13 protein-coding genes are annotated in these 17,390 nt (G+C 67.2%); 6 read left to right on the top strand and 7 right to left on the bottom strand.

Annotated features, from left to right (window positions below; genetic code table 11):
• Positions 1-63: 63 nt before the first annotated feature.
• Positions 64-3,837 carry a methionine synthase gene (gene metH, locus IAG39_RS02490; RefSeq protein WP_118933646.1) on the bottom strand — a complete coding sequence of 1,258 codons (3,774 nt, stop codon included), beginning with the start codon at positions 3,835-3,837 and terminating at the stop codon, positions 64-66.
• Positions 3,838-4,280: 443 nt separating this feature from the next.
• Between metH and IAG39_RS02485 the strand changes: the two genes are divergently transcribed.
• From IAG39_RS02485 to IAG39_RS02460, 6 genes are all read left to right on the top strand, one after another.
• Complete coding sequence (locus IAG39_RS02485; protein ID WP_059377493.1) at positions 4,281-6,326, top strand: TonB-dependent receptor; 2,046 nt, start codon at positions 4,281-4,283, stop codon at positions 6,324-6,326.
• A gap of 53 nt (positions 6,327-6,379) precedes the next feature.
• On the top strand, positions 6,380-7,318 hold the full coding sequence (locus IAG39_RS02480) for a cobalamin-binding protein (RefSeq protein WP_118933622.1): 939 nt from the start codon (positions 6,380-6,382) through the stop codon (positions 7,316-7,318).
• Positions 7,319-7,466: 148 nt separating this feature from the next.
• Positions 7,467-8,270: a thiazole synthase gene (locus tag IAG39_RS02475; RefSeq protein WP_054454980.1), complete on the top strand. Its 804-nt coding sequence runs from the start codon at positions 7,467-7,469 to the stop codon at positions 8,268-8,270.
• Positions 8,267-9,109, top strand: a complete 843-nt coding sequence (gene thiD, locus IAG39_RS02470) for a bifunctional hydroxymethylpyrimidine kinase/phosphomethylpyrimidine kinase (RefSeq protein ID WP_118933621.1) — start codon at positions 8,267-8,269, stop codon at positions 9,107-9,109. The genes IAG39_RS02475 and thiD overlap by 4 nt, the downstream gene beginning before the upstream one ends.
• Before the next feature lie 101 nt (positions 9,110-9,210).
• On the top strand, positions 9,211-9,891 hold the full coding sequence (locus tag IAG39_RS02465) for a protein-L-isoaspartate O-methyltransferase family protein (RefSeq protein ID WP_118933645.1): 681 nt from the start codon (positions 9,211-9,213) through the stop codon (positions 9,889-9,891).
• 79 nt (positions 9,892-9,970) lie between these two features.
• Positions 9,971-11,302 (top strand): TolC family outer membrane protein, encoded by a 1,332-nt coding sequence (locus IAG39_RS02460; protein ID WP_059377668.1) that lies wholly within the window; start codon positions 9,971-9,973, stop codon positions 11,300-11,302.
• Between the two features lie 19 nt (positions 11,303-11,321).
• Here the strand turns inward: IAG39_RS02460 and rfaE2 are convergent, their stop codons facing one another.
• From rfaE2 to ubiE, 6 genes are all read right to left on the bottom strand, one after another.
• Positions 11,322-11,810: a D-glycero-beta-D-manno-heptose 1-phosphate adenylyltransferase gene (gene rfaE2, locus IAG39_RS02455; RefSeq protein ID WP_059377488.1), complete on the bottom strand. Its 489-nt coding sequence runs from the start codon at positions 11,808-11,810 to the stop codon at positions 11,322-11,324.
• 22 nt (positions 11,811-11,832) lie between these two features.
• Positions 11,833-12,711: a ferritin gene (locus IAG39_RS02450; RefSeq protein ID WP_054454988.1), complete on the bottom strand. Its 879-nt coding sequence runs from the start codon at positions 12,709-12,711 to the stop codon at positions 11,833-11,835.
• 184 nt (positions 12,712-12,895) lie between these two features.
• Complete coding sequence (ubiB, locus tag IAG39_RS02445; protein ID WP_059377486.1) at positions 12,896-14,449, bottom strand: ubiquinone biosynthesis regulatory protein kinase UbiB; 1,554 nt, start codon at positions 14,447-14,449, stop codon at positions 12,896-12,898.
• Between the two features lie 3 nt (positions 14,450-14,452).
• Positions 14,453-15,091 carry an SCP2 domain-containing protein gene (locus tag IAG39_RS02440; protein WP_059377483.1) on the bottom strand — a complete coding sequence of 213 codons (639 nt, stop codon included), beginning with the start codon at positions 15,089-15,091 and terminating at the stop codon, positions 14,453-14,455.
• A gap of 185 nt (positions 15,092-15,276) precedes the next feature.
• Entirely contained in the window at positions 15,277-16,287 is a 1,011-nt protein-coding gene (locus tag IAG39_RS02435) for a Tim44 domain-containing protein (protein WP_187774075.1), read from the bottom strand.
• 176 nt (positions 16,288-16,463) lie between these two features.
• Positions 16,464-17,240: a bifunctional demethylmenaquinone methyltransferase/2-methoxy-6-polyprenyl-1,4-benzoquinol methylase UbiE gene (gene ubiE, locus IAG39_RS02430; RefSeq protein WP_059377478.1), complete on the bottom strand. Its 777-nt coding sequence runs from the start codon at positions 17,238-17,240 to the stop codon at positions 16,464-16,466.
• Between the last annotated feature and the right edge of the window lie 150 nt (positions 17,241-17,390).

Here is a 17,390-nt window from a genome sequence, read left to right as displayed (position 1 = left end):
CGGCACAGCCGCATGGACGGGGGAATGGCCGGCGAGTACGCCTGGCCGCTCCCCCGGCAGCGCTCAACCCAGGTTCGGCGCCAGGGTGCGCTTCAGGTCTTCGATGCTGCGGCCGCTGCGGGCCGCGTAGTCCTGCAGCTGGTCTTCGCCGATCACGCCCACGTTGAAGTACTGCGACTGCGGGTGGCTGAAGTAGAAGCCGGACACGCTGGAAGCCGGGTACATGGCGTAGCTGTCGGTCAGCATCATGCCGATGTCGGCGCCGTCCAGTACGCGGAACATGTCGGTCTTGATGACGTGTTCCGGGCAGGCCGGATAGCCGGGCGCAGGGCGGATGCCCACGTATTTCTCGGCGATCATGTCCTCGTTGGACAGGGCTTCGTCGGGCGCGTAGCCCCACAGGTCCTGGCGCACGCGGGCATGCAGGCATTCGGCAAAGCCTTCGGCCAGGCGGTCGGCCAGCGACTTGAGCATGATGCTGGAGTAATCGTCCAGCGCCTTTTCGAATTCCGCTTCCTTCTTTTCGATGCCCAGGCCCGCCGTGACGGCGAACATGCCGATGTAGTCCAGCTTGCCGCTGGACTTGGGCGCGATGAAGTCGGACAGCGACTTGTTGCTGACGCCTTCGCGCTTGGCGCCCTGCTGGCGCAGGTTGCGGTAGGTGAACAGCACCTCGCTGCGGGTCTCGTCCTTGTAGACCTCGATGTCTTCGTCGTTGATGCTGTTGGCCGGATAGAAGCCCACCACGCCGTTGGCGGTGAGCCAGCGGCCTTCGATGATGCGCTTCATCATGGCCTGGCCGTCGGCGTAGACCTTGCGCGCCTGCTCGCCCACGACCTTGTCGTCCAGGATGGCCGGGAACGGGCCGAACAGGCTCCAGGTCTGGAAGAACGGGCCCCAGTCCACGTACTTGGCGATCTCGGCCAGGTCGTAGCTCTTGAACGTGCGGCGGCCGATGAACTTGGGGCGCGGCGGCGTGTAGTTGTCCCAGTCGATCGCGGGGCGCGAGGCGCGCGCTTCGGCCAGCGGCAGGATGGGCGTGGCCTTGCGGTTGGCGTGGCGGCGGCGCACCTCTTCGTATTCCTGGGCCAGATCGGCCAGGTAGGCTTCCGACTGATCCGACATCAGGCTGGTGGCCACGCCCACTGAACGGCTGGCGTCCGGCACGTAGATCACCGGGCCTTCGTAGTTGGGCGCGATCTTCACGGCGGTATGCACGCGGCTGGTGGTGGCCCCGCCTATCATCAGCGGCAGCTTGCGGCTGCGGAAGTATTCGTCGCGCTGCATTTCGCTGGCGACGTAGGCCATTTCTTCCAGGCTGGGCGTGATCAGGCCGGACAGGCCGACGATGTCGGCGTTCTCTTCCTTGGCCTTTTCCAGGATCTGGGCGCAGGGCACCATCACGCCCATGTTCACGACTTCGAAGTTATTGCACTGCAGGACCACCGACACGATGTTCTTGCCGATGTCGTGCACGTCGCCCTTGACCGTGGCGATGACGATCTTGCCCTTGGCGCGCACGTCGCCGCCGGCGGCCGCGATCTGGCGCTTTTCTTCCTCGATGAAGGGAACCAGGTGGGCCACGGCCTGCTTCATGACGCGGGCCGACTTCACCACCTGCGGCAGGAACATCTTGCCCTCGCCGAACAGGTCGCCCACCACGTTCATGCCGTCCATCAGCGGGCCTTCGATCACTTCGATCGGACGGCCGCCGCGCGCGGCGATCTTCTGGCGCACCTCCTCGGTGTCCTCGACGATGAAGGCGGTGATGCCATGCACCAGCGCGTGCGACAGGCGGGCCTCGACCTCAGCGTTGCGCCAGGTCAGGTCTTCTTCCTTCTTGGCGCCCGAGCCCTTCACGCTGTCGGCGAACTGCACCAGGCGTTCGGTCGGCGTGCGCTCGTCGTCGGCGTCCGTCTTGCCCACGGGCTCGGCGCGGTCCAGCACCACGTCCTCGACCAGGTCGCGCAGCTTGGGATCCAGGTCGGCGTACACGCCCAGCTGGCCGGCGTTGACGATGCCCATCGTCATGCCTTCCTTCACGGCGTAGTAGAGGAACACCGTGTGGATCGCCTCGCGCATCGGCTCATTGCCGCGGAACGAGAAGCTGACGTTGGACACGCCGCCCGAAATGCGGGCGTAGGGCAGGTTTTCGCGGATCCAGCGCGTGCCTTCGATGAAGTCCACGGCGTAGTGGTTGTGCTCGTCAATGCCGGTCGCGACCGCGAAGACGTTGGGGTCGAAGATGATGTCTTCCGGCGGGAAGCCTTCTTCCTCGACCAGGATCTTGTAGGCGCGGCCGCAGATTTCCTTGCGGCGCTCCAGCGTGTCGGCCTGGCCCAGTTCGTCGAACGCCATCACCACCACGGCCGCGCCGTAGCGGCGGCACAGGCGCGCATGGTGGCGGAAGGGCTCCAGCCCTTCCTTCATGGAGATCGAGTTCACCACGGGCTTGCCCTGCACGCACTTCAGGCCTTCCTCGATGACTTCCCACTTGGAGCTGTCGATCATGATCGGCACGCGCGCGATGTCGGGCTCGGAGGCGATCAGGTTGAGAAAGCGCCGCATGCAGGCCACCGAATCCAGCATGGCCTCGTCCATGTTGATGTCGATGATCTGCGCGCCGTTCTCGACCTGCTGGCGGGCCACGGCCAGCGCCTCGTCGTATTTCTCTTCGCGGATCAGGCGGGCAAACATCTTGCTGCCCGTCACGTTGGTGCGTTCGCCCACGTTGACGTAGAGCGTGTCTTCGTCGATGTTCAGCGGTTCCAGGCCCGACAGGCGGGTCTTCACCGGAATGTCCGGCACGGCGCGCGGGGTCAGCGACATGACCTTGGCCGCGATCTCGCGGATGTGGTCCGGCGTGGTGCCGCAACAGCCGCCCGACATGTTCACCAGGCCAGCACGCGCGAACTCTTCCAGCAGCGCGGAGGTGTCGGCCGGGGTTTCGTCGAAGCCGGTTTCGGCCATCGGGTTGGGCAGGCCGGCGTTCGGATAGACGCAGACGTAGGTGTCGCAGATGCGGGCCAGCTCGGCCACGTAGGGGCGCATCAGCGCCGCGCCCAGCGCGCAGTTCAGGCCGATGGTGATGGGGCGCGCGTGGCGCACCGAGTTCCAGAAGGCTTCCACGGTCTGGCCGGAAAGGATGCGGCCGGACGCGTCAGTCACCGTGCCCGAGATCATCACGGGCAGGCGCACGCCGCGCGCCTCGAACACTTCCTCGGTGGCGAAGATGGCCGCCTTGGCGTTGAGGGTGTCGAAGATGGTTTCGATCAGGACGATGTCGATGCCGCCGTCCAGCAGGCCGTTGAGCTGCTCCACATAGGCGACGCGCAGTTCCTCGAAGGTGACGTTGCGCGCGCCCGGATCGTTCACGTCCGGCGAGATCGAGGCCGTCTTGGGCTGCGGGCCCAGCGCGCCGGCCACGAAACGCGGCCGCTCAGGCGTGCTGTAGGCGTCACAGGCCTCGCGCGCCAGGCGGGCGGACACCAGGTTCAGTTCGTAGGCCAGTTCCGGCAGCTCGTAGTCGCCCTGCGCGATGGTCGTCGCGCCGAAGGTGTTGGTCTCGATGACGTCGGCGCCCGCTTCCAGGTATTGCCGGTGGATCTCGGAGATCACGTCCGGGCGCACCAGCGACAGCAGCTCGTTGTTGCCCTTGACGTCCTTGCCGTGGCCGGCGAAGCGCTCGCCGCGGAAGTCCGCCTCGCCCAGCTTGTAGCGCTGGATCATGGTGCCCATGGCGCCATCCAGAATCAGGATGCGCTTGCCCAGCAGGCGGGCGAATTCACCGCCATGGGTATAGGCTTCGGGCGGGTAAGGCAGGCGGGGATACGACACGGGCAGGTCCGGATGGAGTTGGCGATGGCGGCGCAATGTGGCGAAAAAGCGAAAAACGCCGCAAAAACAAGCCCTGATCGTAACAAAATGGGCCTATCCGCGCCTCCCGGTGATACAGTTTCGGCCCCGAACCGGTGCTTTCGGCGCACAGGGCAGGCAAGAACGCAACACTTGCCGCACCGCGCGCGAAAGGTAAACGGGAAACAGGAAGAACCTCCCAGGACTGCCGCCCCACAAGGCGCCGGCAACCCCTGGCTCCAGCCTGTGCTGCCCCCGCAACGGTCCCCATGCGCGCAATGCGCCCATGGCAGCCCGATACCGGCCTGTTCGATCGCAAGGAAGTCCATGCATTGCCGCCAGGCCTACACCGGCCCGCCGCGGCTTGGGCATCCTCCCCATCGTGAATGGCCTGCGGGGTCGCGGGTCGCATCGAGGTTACGTAGATGAAAACCCGCTCCATCCGGCGCTATGCCGGCGCCCTGCTCTGCTCCGCCCCGGCCATCGCCGCCGCCCAGCAAGCCGCCTCCTCCACTCCCCAGCTCGACGCCATCACGGTCACCGCCCAGCGCGTGCCGACCGACGGCCGCACGCTGCCGGTGTCGATCTCGGTCATCACCGCCGAAGACATCGCCGCGTCCAGCGCCCGCACCATGCAGGACGTGCTGTCGACCCAGGCCGGCATCCACCTGATCAACACCAGCAGCTCGAGCGACAACTCCATCGTCGACCTGCGCGGCTTCGGCATCACCGGCGCCAGCAACACGCTGATCCTGATCGATGGCGTCAAGCAGAACACCAACGACCTGTCGGCGCCCAGCCTCGGCGTAGTGCCGCTGGACCAGGTCGAGCGCATTGAAATCGTGCGCGGCAGCGGTTCCGTGCAATACGGCGGCGGCACCACCGGCGGCGTGATCAACATCATCACGCGTTCCGATTTCACCAAGGAGCCGGTCGCCGCCCGCGCCACCGCCACCTTCGGCAGCTATGGCCTGCGCCAGTACGACGCGGCCGTGTCCATGAACAATGAAAAGGTCGGCGTCGACGCCTACATGCAATCGCTGCACAGCGACGGCTACCGCGACCACAGCGGCGAGCGCCGCGAGGGCGGCGGCGGCGGCATCACGTTCCGCCACGACGACGGCTCGATCCGCCTGTACGGCCGCACCACCACGCAGAAGCTGGAGTTGCCCGGTCCGCGCACGATCAACCCCAAGACCGGCCTGAACGAATACCAGGACGATCCGCGCGGCTCGAAGAACGACGTCGATTACGTCAAGACCACGACCACTACCTTCGGCCTGCAGCTCGAGCAGGCGATCGGCGCCGGCACCCTGTACGCCGACCTGTCGACCCGCGAGAAAAAGCTCGACGGCCTGACCTACGACGGCTTCGGCGACATCCTGCGCGACCAGAAGCTGGAAGAGAACATCGCCAGCGTGCGCTACCGCCTGCCGATCAACGGCGGCCACAGCATCGTCTTCGGCGCCGACGGCCAGGAAGCCAAGACCACCGCCAACCAGAACGCCTACTACGACTTCCAGCCCTCGAAGTGGCAGTCGCGCCAGCACCAGTACGGCCTGTTCGCCGAAGGCCAGGTGCGCGCCACCGACAGCACCTACGTGACGGCCGGCGTGCGCCGCCAGTACGCCTCCGACGACCTGGACGTGATCTCTGGCTCGGGCACGGCGTCGGACCGCAGCAACCACCTGACCGCCTGGCAGCTGGGCGTGCGCCAGGACCTGCCCGCCGGTTTCGGCGTGTACGGCAAGGTCGGCCGCAGCTTCCGCCTGCCCAACGCCGACGAACTGCTGTCGGTGCAGACCCCGCTGGCGCCGCAGACCTCCACCGACAAGGAAATCGGCGTGACCTGGCAGTCGGCCAGCAGCAGCGCCCGCCTGTCGTACTTCCGCTATGACCTGACCAACGAAATCCAGTACAACCCGCTGGCTGATGGCATCTGGGGCCCGGGCACGGGAGCCAACACCAACCTGGACCCGACCCGCCGCCAAGGCATCGAACTGGAAGGCCACACCGCGATCTCCAGCAGCGTGTCGCTGGACGCCAACCTGACCTGGATGGAAGCGCAATTCCGCTCCGGCACCTACGCCGGCGTGGACCTGGCGGGCAAGACCGTGCCGCTGGCGCCCAAGTGGCTGGCCAACGCCGGCGTGACCTGGCGTCCCACCGACGCGTTCCTGTGGAACGTGACGGCGCAATACGTGGGCAAGTCGCGCATGGACAACGACCAGGCCAACCAGTTCGCCAAGGAACTGGACGCCTACGTGCTGTTCAACACCAAGGTGGCCTACAAGTTCACGCGCAACATCGAAGGCGCCATCGGCGTGAACAACATCTTCGACCGCCAGTACGCCACCTACGGCATCCGCGGCGGCAATGCTTCGTTCGAGATGCTGGGTCCGGTCGCCAATTACAGCCTGTACCCCGCCCCGGGCCGCAATTTCTACGCGTCGCTCACGCTGCGCTACTGATCGCGGCATTCCGATATAGTCGGCGTTCCCCGCTGGCTATATCGGCTTCCTGCATGCCCCTCGCACGTACCCACCCTCGCATCGCTCCGGGGCTGTTCCTGGCCCTGGGCGCGCTGCTGTCCGCGGGACTCGCCGCAGCAGGTCCGGCGACGGATACCGGGGCGGGTTCCGCCGCCGGCGCGGTCATCCAGATCCGCGACGACCAGGGACGCCAGGTCTCGCTGGCCGCTCCCGCCCGGCGCGCCGTCACCCTGGCCCCGCACGCCACCGAGCTGGTCTTTGCCGCCGGCGCGGGCGACCGGCTCATCGCCACCATCCGTGGCAGCGACTATCCGCCCGCCGCCCGCCAGTTGCCCATCATCGGCGACGGCACCCAGCCCGATCCCGAACGCGTGGCTGCCGTACGTCCGGACCTGCTGATCGCCTGGCAGCCCGCCGCCGCCGCGCCGCTGGCGCGGGTGATGGACAAGCTGGGCGTGCCGGTGTTCTACAGCGACCCGCAGACCCTGGCCGCCATCCCCGACGCGGTCGAACGCATGGGCGCGCTGTTCGGCACCGAAGCGCAGGCGCGGCCTGCCGCCCAGGCCCTGCGCGCGCGCCTGGACGCCCTGGCCGCCCGCTATGCCGGCCGCCGCCCCGTGCGCGTCTTCGTGCAGGCGGGGCTGGACCCCATCTACACCTTGAACGACAGCAGCATCGTCAGCGACGCCCTGCGCGTCTGCGGCGGCGTCAATGTCTTCGGCCAGGCGCCCGTGGTGGCGCCCCAGGTCACGCTGGAAAGCGTGCTGGCGGCGCGCCCCGAGGCGGTGCTGGCCGGCATCTCCCGCCCCGAGGACGGCGCCCGCAACCTGGCCGCCTGGCAGGCACTGGGACTGCCCGCCGCGCGGCTGGGGCATGTGTACGGCGTGGATGCCGACGCGCTGTACCGCCCGGGTCCGCGTTTGATCGACGCCGCCGAGGCGATCTGCGCCGACCTGGACCGCCTGCGCTGAACGTGTCCGCACCACGATCTGCAAATAGTGGAACGCCGCATTTCACCGAGCACGTCTGCCGCGCGGCGCCGTGCTTTATCATTCGTCCAACGTATCGCCAGTCCCCGCGGGTCTCGCATCGTGCGCACCCGCCCTTTGAACCTCCGCCATGACCACTCAAGACACTCTCACCATCGCCGGCCGCGCCTACTCGTCGCGCCTGCTCGTCGGCACCGGCAAGTACAAGGACTTCGAACAGACCCGCGCGGCGTTGGACGCCAGCGGCACCGAGATCGTCACCGTCGCCATCCGCCGCACCAATATCGGCCAGAACGCCGGTGAACCGAACCTGCTGGACTACGTCCCGCCGTCCAAATTCACGCTGCTGCCCAACACCGCCGGCTGCTACAGCGCCGACGAGGCCGTGCGCACGCTGCGCCTGGCGCGCGAACTGCTGGACGGCCACGACCTGGTGAAGCTGGAAGTGCTGGGCGACCCGCAGACCCTCTTCCCCAACATGCCGGAGACCCTGAAGGCCACCAAGACCCTGGTGGACGAAGGCTTCAAGGTCATGGTGTATTGCACCGACGATCCCATCCAGTGCCGCATGCTGGAAGACCTGGGCGCGGTCGCCGTGATGCCGCTGGCCTCGCTGATCGGCTCGGGCATGGGCATCCTGAATCCCTGGAACCTGCGCCTGATCATCGAGCAGGCCCGCGTGCCCATCGTGGTGGACGCCGGCGTGGGTACCGCGTCGGACGCCGCCATCGCCATGGAGCTGGGCTGCGACGCCGTCCTGATGAACACCGCCATCGCCGGCGCGCGCGATCCCATCCTGATGGCCAGCGCCATGAAGAAGGGCGTGGAAGCCGGCCGCGAGGCCTTCCTGGCTGGCCGCATGCCCAAGAAGCTGTACAGCGGCGCCCCCAGCTCGCCCAACGAAGGCCTGATCACGGCGGGCGCCCCCAAATGAACGGCCGCCAGCAGGCCGCCAGCGGCCGCCCCATCCCCAACGCGCTGACCATCGCTGGCGTCGACCCCTCCGGCGGCGCCGGCATCCTGGCCGACGTCAAGGCCATGAGCGCGCTGGGCGCCTACGGCTGCGCGGTGATCGCCGCGCTGACGGCGCAGAACACCCAGGGCGTCACCGGCATCTCGGCGGTCCCGCCCGCTTTCGTCGGCCAGCAGATCGACACGCTGTTCGCGGACGTGCGCATCGACGCGGTCAAGATCGGCATGCTGGGCCAGCAGCCGGTGATCCAGGTGGTGGCCGAGAAGCTCGCCAAGTGGGCACCGGCCCACGTGGTGCTGGACCCGGTCATGGTGGCCAAAAGCGGCGACCTGCTGCTGGAACGCGACGCCGTGGGCGCCATGCGCGAGGCCCTGCTGCCGCAGTCCACCCTGCTGACGCCCAACCTGCCCGAAGCCGGCGTGCTGCTGGAAGAGCGTCCGGTCGAGACCGTCAAGGAAATGCGGCGCGTGGCCGAACGCCTGCGCAACAAGCTGGCGCATTCAGGTGAGCGCTGGGTGCTGGTCAAGGGCGGCCACCTGCCCGGCAGCGAGACCATCGACCTGCTGCATGACGGCGACCGCATGATCGAGCTGCCCGGCCACCGCATCGAGACCGTCAACACCCACGGCACCGGCTGCACGCTGTCGGCGGCGCTGGCCGCGCTGCTGCCGCAAACCGGGGACGTGCCCGAGGCGGCGCGCCGCGCCAAGGCCTACCTCACGGAGGCCATCCGCCACGCCGAGCGCCTGTCGGTGGGTTCGGGCCACGGCCCGGTGCACCACTTCCACGCCTGGTGGTAGATCCGGGCGGCGTCTGAAACATCTGTCGGCGGGGCCGGGCGTCACAGTACGCTACGAATCGGTACAATGGTCTGTTGATTCCTCTGTTTTTTCTGACCGTCATGAACGCTTCGACCCTGCCCGACGTAGAACAAGCCCGCTTCAACATGGTGGAACAGCAGATCCGCCCGTGGGACGTTCTGGACGCCAACGTGCTGCAAGCGCTGTTCGATGTGCGCCGCGAACAATTCGTTCCGCCGGCCCTGCGCGCGCTGGCGTTTTCCGACCTGGAACTGCCGCTTGAGATCAACGCGGTCAACACCCGCCAGAACATGCTGGCGCCCAAGGTGGAAGCCCGCCTGGCGCAAGAGCTGCTGCTGACCAAGTCCGACTGCGTGCTGGAAATCGGCACCGGCTCCGGCTACCAGGCCGCGCTGCTGGGCTACCTGGCGCAGCAGGTCACCTCGGTCGAAATCGACAGCCGCCTGGTGACGTTCGCGCAGCAGAACCTGCAGATGAACAACGTCACCAACGTCAAGGTCGAAACCGGCGACGCCCGCAACGGCTGGGGCTCCACCGAATACGACGCCATCCTCGTCACGGGTTCCGTGCCGACCGTCCCCGACGCGCTGAAGTACCAGTTGCGCATGGGCGGCCGCCTGGTCGTGATCGTGGGCCAGGCGCCCGTCATGACGGCCTGTCGCATCACCCGCACCACCGCGGCCAGCTTCGAAACGGTGAACCTGTTCGAAACCGTCATCAAGCCGCTGCGCGGCGTCACGGTATCCCAGTTCAAGTTCTGATCCCCAACCCTGCCGCCCGGCGCCTGCCCCTCTGACAGGGCCGCCGCGCCCCGGGCGGCCCGGCGTATCGTTGACCACCATGCGTTTCCGATTGCTAACGGCTTTACTGGTTTTTACCTGCGCCGCAAGCGTCGGCCCGACGCTTGTCCGCGCGCAGAACCTGATCCAGATCTGGCAATCGGCGCTGGGCAATGACCCGATCTACGCCGCCGCGCGCGCCAACTACCGCGCCGGCCTGGAAAAAGAACCCCAGGCCCGTTCCCTGCTCCTGCCCCTGATCTCCGCCGAAGCCGGCGGCGCCTACCAGGAAACCCGCAGCACCCGCGGCATGGGCATCGCCTACAGCGGCGGCCGCGGCGTCTGGGACCTGTCCCTGACCCAGCCGCTGTTCGACTGGGGCCGCTGGCAGAATTTCGAGCAATCCAAGCTGGTCGTCGCCGACGTCGAGGTGCAGCTGCAACAGGCCTATCAGGACCTGCTGCTGCGCGTGGCCGACGCCTATTTCAACGTGCTCTACGCCCAGGACACGCTGACCGCCACCGAGGCCGAAAAGGCCGCCGTGGCCGGGCAGCTGGAGTCCGCCAAGCGCAACTTCGAACTCGGCAACGCCACCATCACCGACACCTACGAGGCGCAGGCGCGCTACGACCTGGTGGTGGCGCAGGAACTGCGCCTGCAGAACGACCTGGAAGTCCGCCGCGACGAACTGGCCAAGATCATCGGCACGGCTCCCGGCGCCTTGTCCGAACTGCCCTATGGCGTGCAGCTGCCCGCGCCGCAGCCCGCCCGCGTGGCCGACTGGAGCAACCAGGCGGAGTCCTCCAGCCTGGACGTGTTGCGCGCGCAGCTCCTGACGCGCATCGCCGGCCGCGAGATCCAGATCGCCAAGAGCGGCCATTACCCGACCCTGAACCTGCGCGCCAGCAGCGGCAGCGCCAGCGACGCCGTGATGCGCAATGCCGCGCCGGGCAAGCCCATCGACAGCACCATCGGCGTGGTGCTGTCGATCCCGCTGTACTCGGGCGGCGGGGTCTCGTCGCAAGTGACTGAAAAGGTCCAGCTGGAACAGAAGGCGCGCCACGATTACGAGGCGGCGCGCCGCCAGGCCGTGCAAGCCGCACGCCAGTACTACACCGGCGTCACCAGCGGCCTGGCGCGCATCCAGGCGCTGGAGGCAGGCGAAAAATCCAGCCGCGCCGCGGTCGAAGCCAACCGCACCGGCTACGAGGTCGGCGTGCGCATCAACCTGGACGTACTCAATGCCCAGCAGCAGCTCTACGCCACCCAGCGCGACCTGGCGCTGGCGCGCTACAGCACGGTGCTCGCCAGCCTGCGCCTGAAGGCCACCAGCGGCATCCTGGCCGAGGCAGACCTGGAAGCGATCAACCGCCTGCTGCGGGAACCGCGCTGAGTCCGCGAAGGGACTCGGTTTACTTGTTCTGGATTTTCTTCACGAGCGCCGTGGTCGAGCGCTCGAACTCGAACGGAATCGCCACCGCGCGGCCGCCCCAGGTCTTGACCAGGGCGGTCTCGGGCAGCTTTTCCATGTCGTAGTCGCCGCCCTTGACGATCAGGTCGGGCTTGAGCTGGCCGATCAGGGCCTCGGGCGTGTCCTCATGGAAGGACGTGACCACGGTCACGAAGCCCAGCGCGGCCAGCAAGGCGGCGCGGTCTTCCATGCGGTTCAGCGGGCGTTCGGCGCCCTTGCCCAGGCGGCGCACCGACTCGTCGGTGTTCACCGCCACCACCAGGGTCGCGCCCAGCTGGGCGGCCTGGTCGAGGTAGGTTGCGTGGCCCCGGTGCAGGATGTCGAAGACGCCGTTGGTGAACACCAGCGGCCGCGGATAGCGGCCGGCGGCGACGGCGGCGACGCATTCGTCGCGGGACAGGACCTTGGATTCAAAACGGGCGGCAGGCATGCGGCGATTGTATCGCCCCGGCTCAGGCGCCGCCCAGGATGATCTGCTTTTCCTTCGGCACGATCAGCGCCGTCATTTCCTTGCGGTAGCGGTTCAGGTCCTTCACCGTTTCGAAGCTGCGGTCCATCAGCTTGGACAGGATGTGCAGGATGCGCGTGGCGACCTTCTGCTCCCAGACGCCGTCAAAGCGGATCTGCGTGTCCAGCCAATGCTCCAGCCAGCCAGGTTCCGGCAGGCGCGACTGCACCGTGTCGTTGGGGAACAGGTCCTTGTTCACGTGCAGGTTGGTCGGGTGCAGGGCCTGCTGCGTGCGGCCGGCCGACGCCATCAGCACGCCGATCTTGGAGAACGCCAGGCGGGCCTGCTCGCTCGTGTCCTGGCCGCGGTCGTGCAGCGCGCGGCGCATGTACTGCAGATAGGCGCCGGCGTGGCGGGCCTCGTCCTGGGCCACCGTCTTGTAGATGGCCTTGATGACCGGCTCCGTGTGCCATTCGGCGGCGCGGCGGTACCAGTGGTTCAAACGGACTTCGCCGCAGAAATGCAGCATCAGGGTTTCGAGTTCGGGCGCGGCGTCGAACTCGAAGCGCACGTTGTGCAGTTCTTCCTCGGTGGGCACCAGGTCCGGACGGAAGCGGCGCAGGTATTCGATCAGCACCAGCGAATGCTTCTGTTCTTCAAAGAACCACACCGACATGAACGCGCAGAAATCGCTGTCGCCGCGATTGTCGCGCAGGAACATTTCGGTGGCCGGCAAGGCGGCCCATTCGGTGATGGCGTTCATCTTGATCGTGTGGGCCTGCTCGTCCGAGAGCTTGCTGCGATCGAAGTCGCCCCACGGGATGTCATGCGCCATGTTCCAGCGCACGGCTTCCATGGTCTTGAAGAGTTCAGGATAAAGCATGGTCTGCCCTTGTATTCGTCCCGCTAGTGGGGCTATAGATATAGAAATTAAGAATGGCGCGCGCGCTGCCGGCGAGGGCGCTGCATTCATCCACCGCAGCGCTATTTTTCGCCGTGTACCGCGAAGCTATGATGACCGTTTCATGAATGAAACATGACAGATACCGTCTAGATCATCGCGCCGCCTATCGGGTCAAGGCCCATATCGCGACCCCGATGGCAACCGCGGCCACCCCAACCAGCGCTGCAACCAGCCGGTTGTTCTGTTCCTGGGCCCGCCGCAACTGGATCATCTCGGCCAGCAAGGCGGGCGAGACGTTGGGACGGCTCAGGTGGTCATGGACCAGCCTGGGCAAAGCAGGCAGCATTTGCGACCACTGCGCGGCTTCTTTTTCCAGGCTCTGCCGCAGCCCCTTGAATCCGACGCGCTGACGCATCCAGCGTTCCAGATAGGGCTTGGCGGTCTTCCAGAGATCCAGGTTGGGATCGAGCTGGCGGCCCAATCCTTCAACGTTCAGCAGGGTCTTCTGCAACAGGACCAGCTGCGGCTGGATCTCCACATTGAACCGGCGCGAGGTCTGGAACAGCCGCAAGAGCACCTGCCCCAGCGAGATCTCCGACAACGGCCGGTCAAAGTACGGTTCGCAGACGGCGCGCACGGCGCCCTCCAGCTCTTCTTCGCGCGTATCGGGCGGCACCCAGCCCGATTCAATGTGCAGTTGCGCCACGCGGCGGTAATCGCGGTGGAAGAAGGCCAGGAAATTCTGCGCCAGGTAATTCTTGTCGAACTCGGACAGCGAACCCACGATGCCGAAGTCCAGGGCGATGTAGCTGCCCAGCGTTTCCGGACGGTCCGACACGTAGATGTTGCCCGGGTGCATGTCGGCATGGAAGAAGCCGTCGGTGAAGACCTGCGTGAAGAAGATCTCCACGCCGGTGCGCGCCAGCGTCGGGATGTCGATGCCGGCCTGGCGCATGCGCTCCACCTGGCCTACCGGCATGCCGTACATGCGCTGCATGGTGAAGACCGTGGACGCCGTGTATTCCCAGATCACCTCGGGCACGATCAGCATGTCGCCACGGCCGGACTCGGGGCCGAAGTTGCGGCGCAGCTGGCTGCAGTTGGACGCTTCGCGCACCAGGTCCAGCTCGTCGTGCAGATACTTGTCGAACTCGGCCACCACTTCGCGCGGCTTCAGGCGGCGGCCGTCGGCGCCCAGGCGCTCGATGATGCGCGCCACCACTTTCAGCAGCGACAGGTCTTTCTCGATGATGCTGAGCATGCCCGGACGCAGCACCTTGACCGCGACCTCGCGGCCGTCGTGCAGCACGGCGAAGTGCACCTGCGCGATCGAGGCCGAGGCCACCGGGTCCACTTCGAACTGCGCGAACAGCTTCTCGGGCGGCGCACCCAGCGCCGCCTCGATGCAGGCAGCGGCCTGCGCCGAGGGGAACGGCGGCACGCGGTCCTGCAAGAGCGCCAGTTCGTCGGCGATATCGGCGGGGATCAGATCGCGGCGGGTGGACAGCACCTGTCCGAACTTCACGAAGATGGGCCCCAGCGATTCCAGCGCCAGGCGCAGCCTCAAGCCGCGCGGCTTGCGCGGACGCGTGCCCAGGCGGATCACGCGCAACAGGCAGGTGGCCAGCGGATGGTTCAGGCTGGAGAGCACCAGCTCATCCAGGCCATAGCGCAGCGAAACCAGAATGATGCGGAAAAGGCGCAGCAGGGGGAACATGTATCAGGCGCCCCGCTTTGCGCTGGCGGATGCCAGGCGGGTTTGCAGCGCGGTGGCCGAACGGGCCAGCGCATCGGCGCGGGCGTTCAGCTCGGCCAGGTCCAGGCGCCACTGTTCCAGCGCCGGTCGGCTGGCCAGCATGCCGCTTTCCTCGGACAGGTATTCGGACACGTTCTCGGCCAGGCGCAGGCTGGCCGTGCGCGCGCCGCCGGCGGCCGCGCGCGCCCCGCCCACCAGGCGCAGCGCGGCGATGTCGCCCACCACCCGGGCCAGCGCGTCCTCCGGATCCCAGCGCAACTGCTTGGAGAGGTCCGACACCACCTGCGCCAACGCCGCGTCGCCCGAAATATGGGTCGCCTCGGCGAAATCGGGGCGCTCGCGGTCCGCGCCCAGGCGCGGCAGCGGCAGTTTTTCTGGCGCGACCGTCAGGGTCACGTCGGGCACCACGGCCGCATCGGCCTGGGCCGCCAGCCCTTCGCTGTCGATGGTGAGGCCCAGGCTGAAGCCGCCCAGCGCGAAACGCACCGTCTTGCCCGCATGCCGCACCAGGCGCGCGCGCGCCCAGTCCTCGCGCCGCAACAGGGCGTTGAGCGCGCTTACAGCCAGTCGCGAGGGGGTGGGCAGGAACGGAAGAGGCAGCATGGCGGTCTGCAACGGCCCCGATTGCGGGGGTTGCGGAAGTTAATGGGTAAATCGGGAGTGTAACGGGTTAGATGGATGGGTGTTTTGCGCAAGCACATGGAAAAACCGGCCCTGTGAGGGCCGGTTCAAACAGATGCCTTGCGGCATCCGCAACGGAGGTGGGGATCGGCCCCGGCCGGCCAGGCTTAGCTGGCGAGATCCACCGGGATCTGCTGGATGCCTGCGAGCAGCCAGCCGCCATTGGCAGGCTTGAACAGGTTCCAGACTTCCTCGAAGCGGAAGGCCTCGGCGCCCGGCGCTTCGCGCAGCATGCCGGAGAAGCGCACGCTGGCCAGGTGGCCGTCGGACACGGTTTCGATGCCCAGCATTTCAGCGTTCAGCAGGACCACTTCGGTCTTGTTGGGCGCCGCGCCGCGCTCGGCCAGCTGCGGCTTGAGCTCGGTGATCAGGTCGTCGGTCAGGAACTCGCGCAGGCCATCGGTGCTGCCGCTGTCCCAGACGGCCTGGATGCGCACGAACTGCTCCTTGGCCTGCTTCAGGAAGTTGGGCGTGTCGAAGTCACCCGGCACGAACCAGTTGTTGTCGTCGCCCATCTTGGGCATCGCGGCCGGCGCCGCGGCGGCGGCAACCGGAGCCGCTGCTGCTGCAGCGGGAGCCGCCGGCTTCAGCGTTTCGCGCCACATCGGCTGCTGTTGCTGCTGGCCCGGCGCGTTGTTGGCGCCGCCGAACGCGCCCTGCGTGGCAGTGCGCGGACCGGCGCCGCGCAGGCGGCGGATGATGAACATGACGGCGAACACGACCGCGGCGATCAGCAGCGCGGAGCCGAGGAACTCGGCGAAAGCGCCCGACAGGCCCATGCTGGAGAGCAGCGCGGCGATACCCAGGCCGGCGGCGATGCCGGCGATGGGGCCGAGCCAGCGCGAAGCGCCGCTCTTGGCGGCGGCGCCCGCGGTTGCTGCACCGGCCGTGGCCGCGCCGGCGGCTGCCGGAGCAGCGGTGGCGCCCGCCGTGTTGTTGGCGGCGGCCGGCGGCGTGGTCGCCTGGCGCTGCTGGGTCACGTTGGAGGATTGTCGGCCGACGCTGCTGCCGCCACCGGCACGGCGGGCTTCGGCGTCAAACGACGCCGTCACCAGTGCCGCACCGGAAACGGCGATCAGCGCCGCGGCGACAAACCGCGAAAGACAGAATTTGGACATAGGTTTGCTCCCTCGTACTCGCGCCCCTGCCGCCCCGAGCAGCAGGAAGTCCCACGGACCGCGGGACCTTCGTCGCGACTTTTCTTACATTAATCTGAATACCGTAAGAATAACGGACAAGACGCCGCCCCACAAGTTCCCGCAGGGCGGCGAAAAATCCGGATGGCCGGCGCGGATCAGCCCAGCTTGACGCCTTCGTGCAGAGCGGCGATGCCGGCGGTCAGGTTGAAGTACTGCACCCGTTCCAGTCCGGCCGTGCGCAGCATGTCCGCCAGGGTTTCCTGGTCGGGGTGCATGCGGATGGATTCGGCCAGGTAGCGGTAGCTGGCTTCGTCCTTGGCCACCTTCTTGCCCAGCCAGGGCAGCACATTGAAGGAATACCAGTCGTAGGCGGGGGCCAGCGGCTTGGCCACGCGCGAGAATTCCAGCACCAGCAGCTTGCCGCCCGGCTTCAGCACCCGGGTCATTTCAGCCAGGGCGCGGTCCTTGTGGGTCATATTGCGCAGGCCGAAAGCCACGCTGACGCGGTCGAAATAGCCGGTGGGGAACGGCAGGCGCTCGGCGTCGCACACGGCGGTGGGCACCAGCAGGCCGGCATCGGTCAGGCGGTCGCGGCCCACGCGCAGCATGGAATCGTTGATGTCCGTGAGCCAGACCTCGCCGGTAGGACCGGCGCGCTTGGCGAACGCTTTGGCCAGGTCGCCCGTGCCGCCGGCAATGTCCAGCACCTTCATGCCGGGACGGATGGCGGCGCGGCCGATGGTGAACGCCTTCCAGACGCGGTGCAGCCCGGCCGACATGAAATCGTTCATGACGTCGTAGCGCTGGGCGACCGAGTGGAAGACTTCGGCGACTTTGCGGGCCTTTTCGCCTTCCGGCACCGTCTGGAAGCCGAAATGGGTCGATTGCGAGGCGGAATCCGCGGAATGTTGCGATTCGGAGGGGTTTTGCATGGTGAATTCCCGATATATCGTTCAATGGTAGCCTATCGGGCTCCCGCGGGCGGCCGGCGAACGCAGACGATGACTCCCGGCGGTCACATACCTGAAATATTGCGGCCATACTATCGCAATGTTCGCGCCGCGCCGGCGCTCAGAAGTGTG

The organism is Achromobacter xylosoxidans, assembly GCF_014490035.1.
Classification (GTDB): domain Bacteria; phylum Pseudomonadota; class Gammaproteobacteria; order Burkholderiales; family Burkholderiaceae_B; genus Achromobacter; species Achromobacter bronchisepticus_A.
The sequence above is the reverse complement of the archived record's forward strand: the minus strand, read 5'-3'. Positions and strand labels throughout refer to the sequence as shown.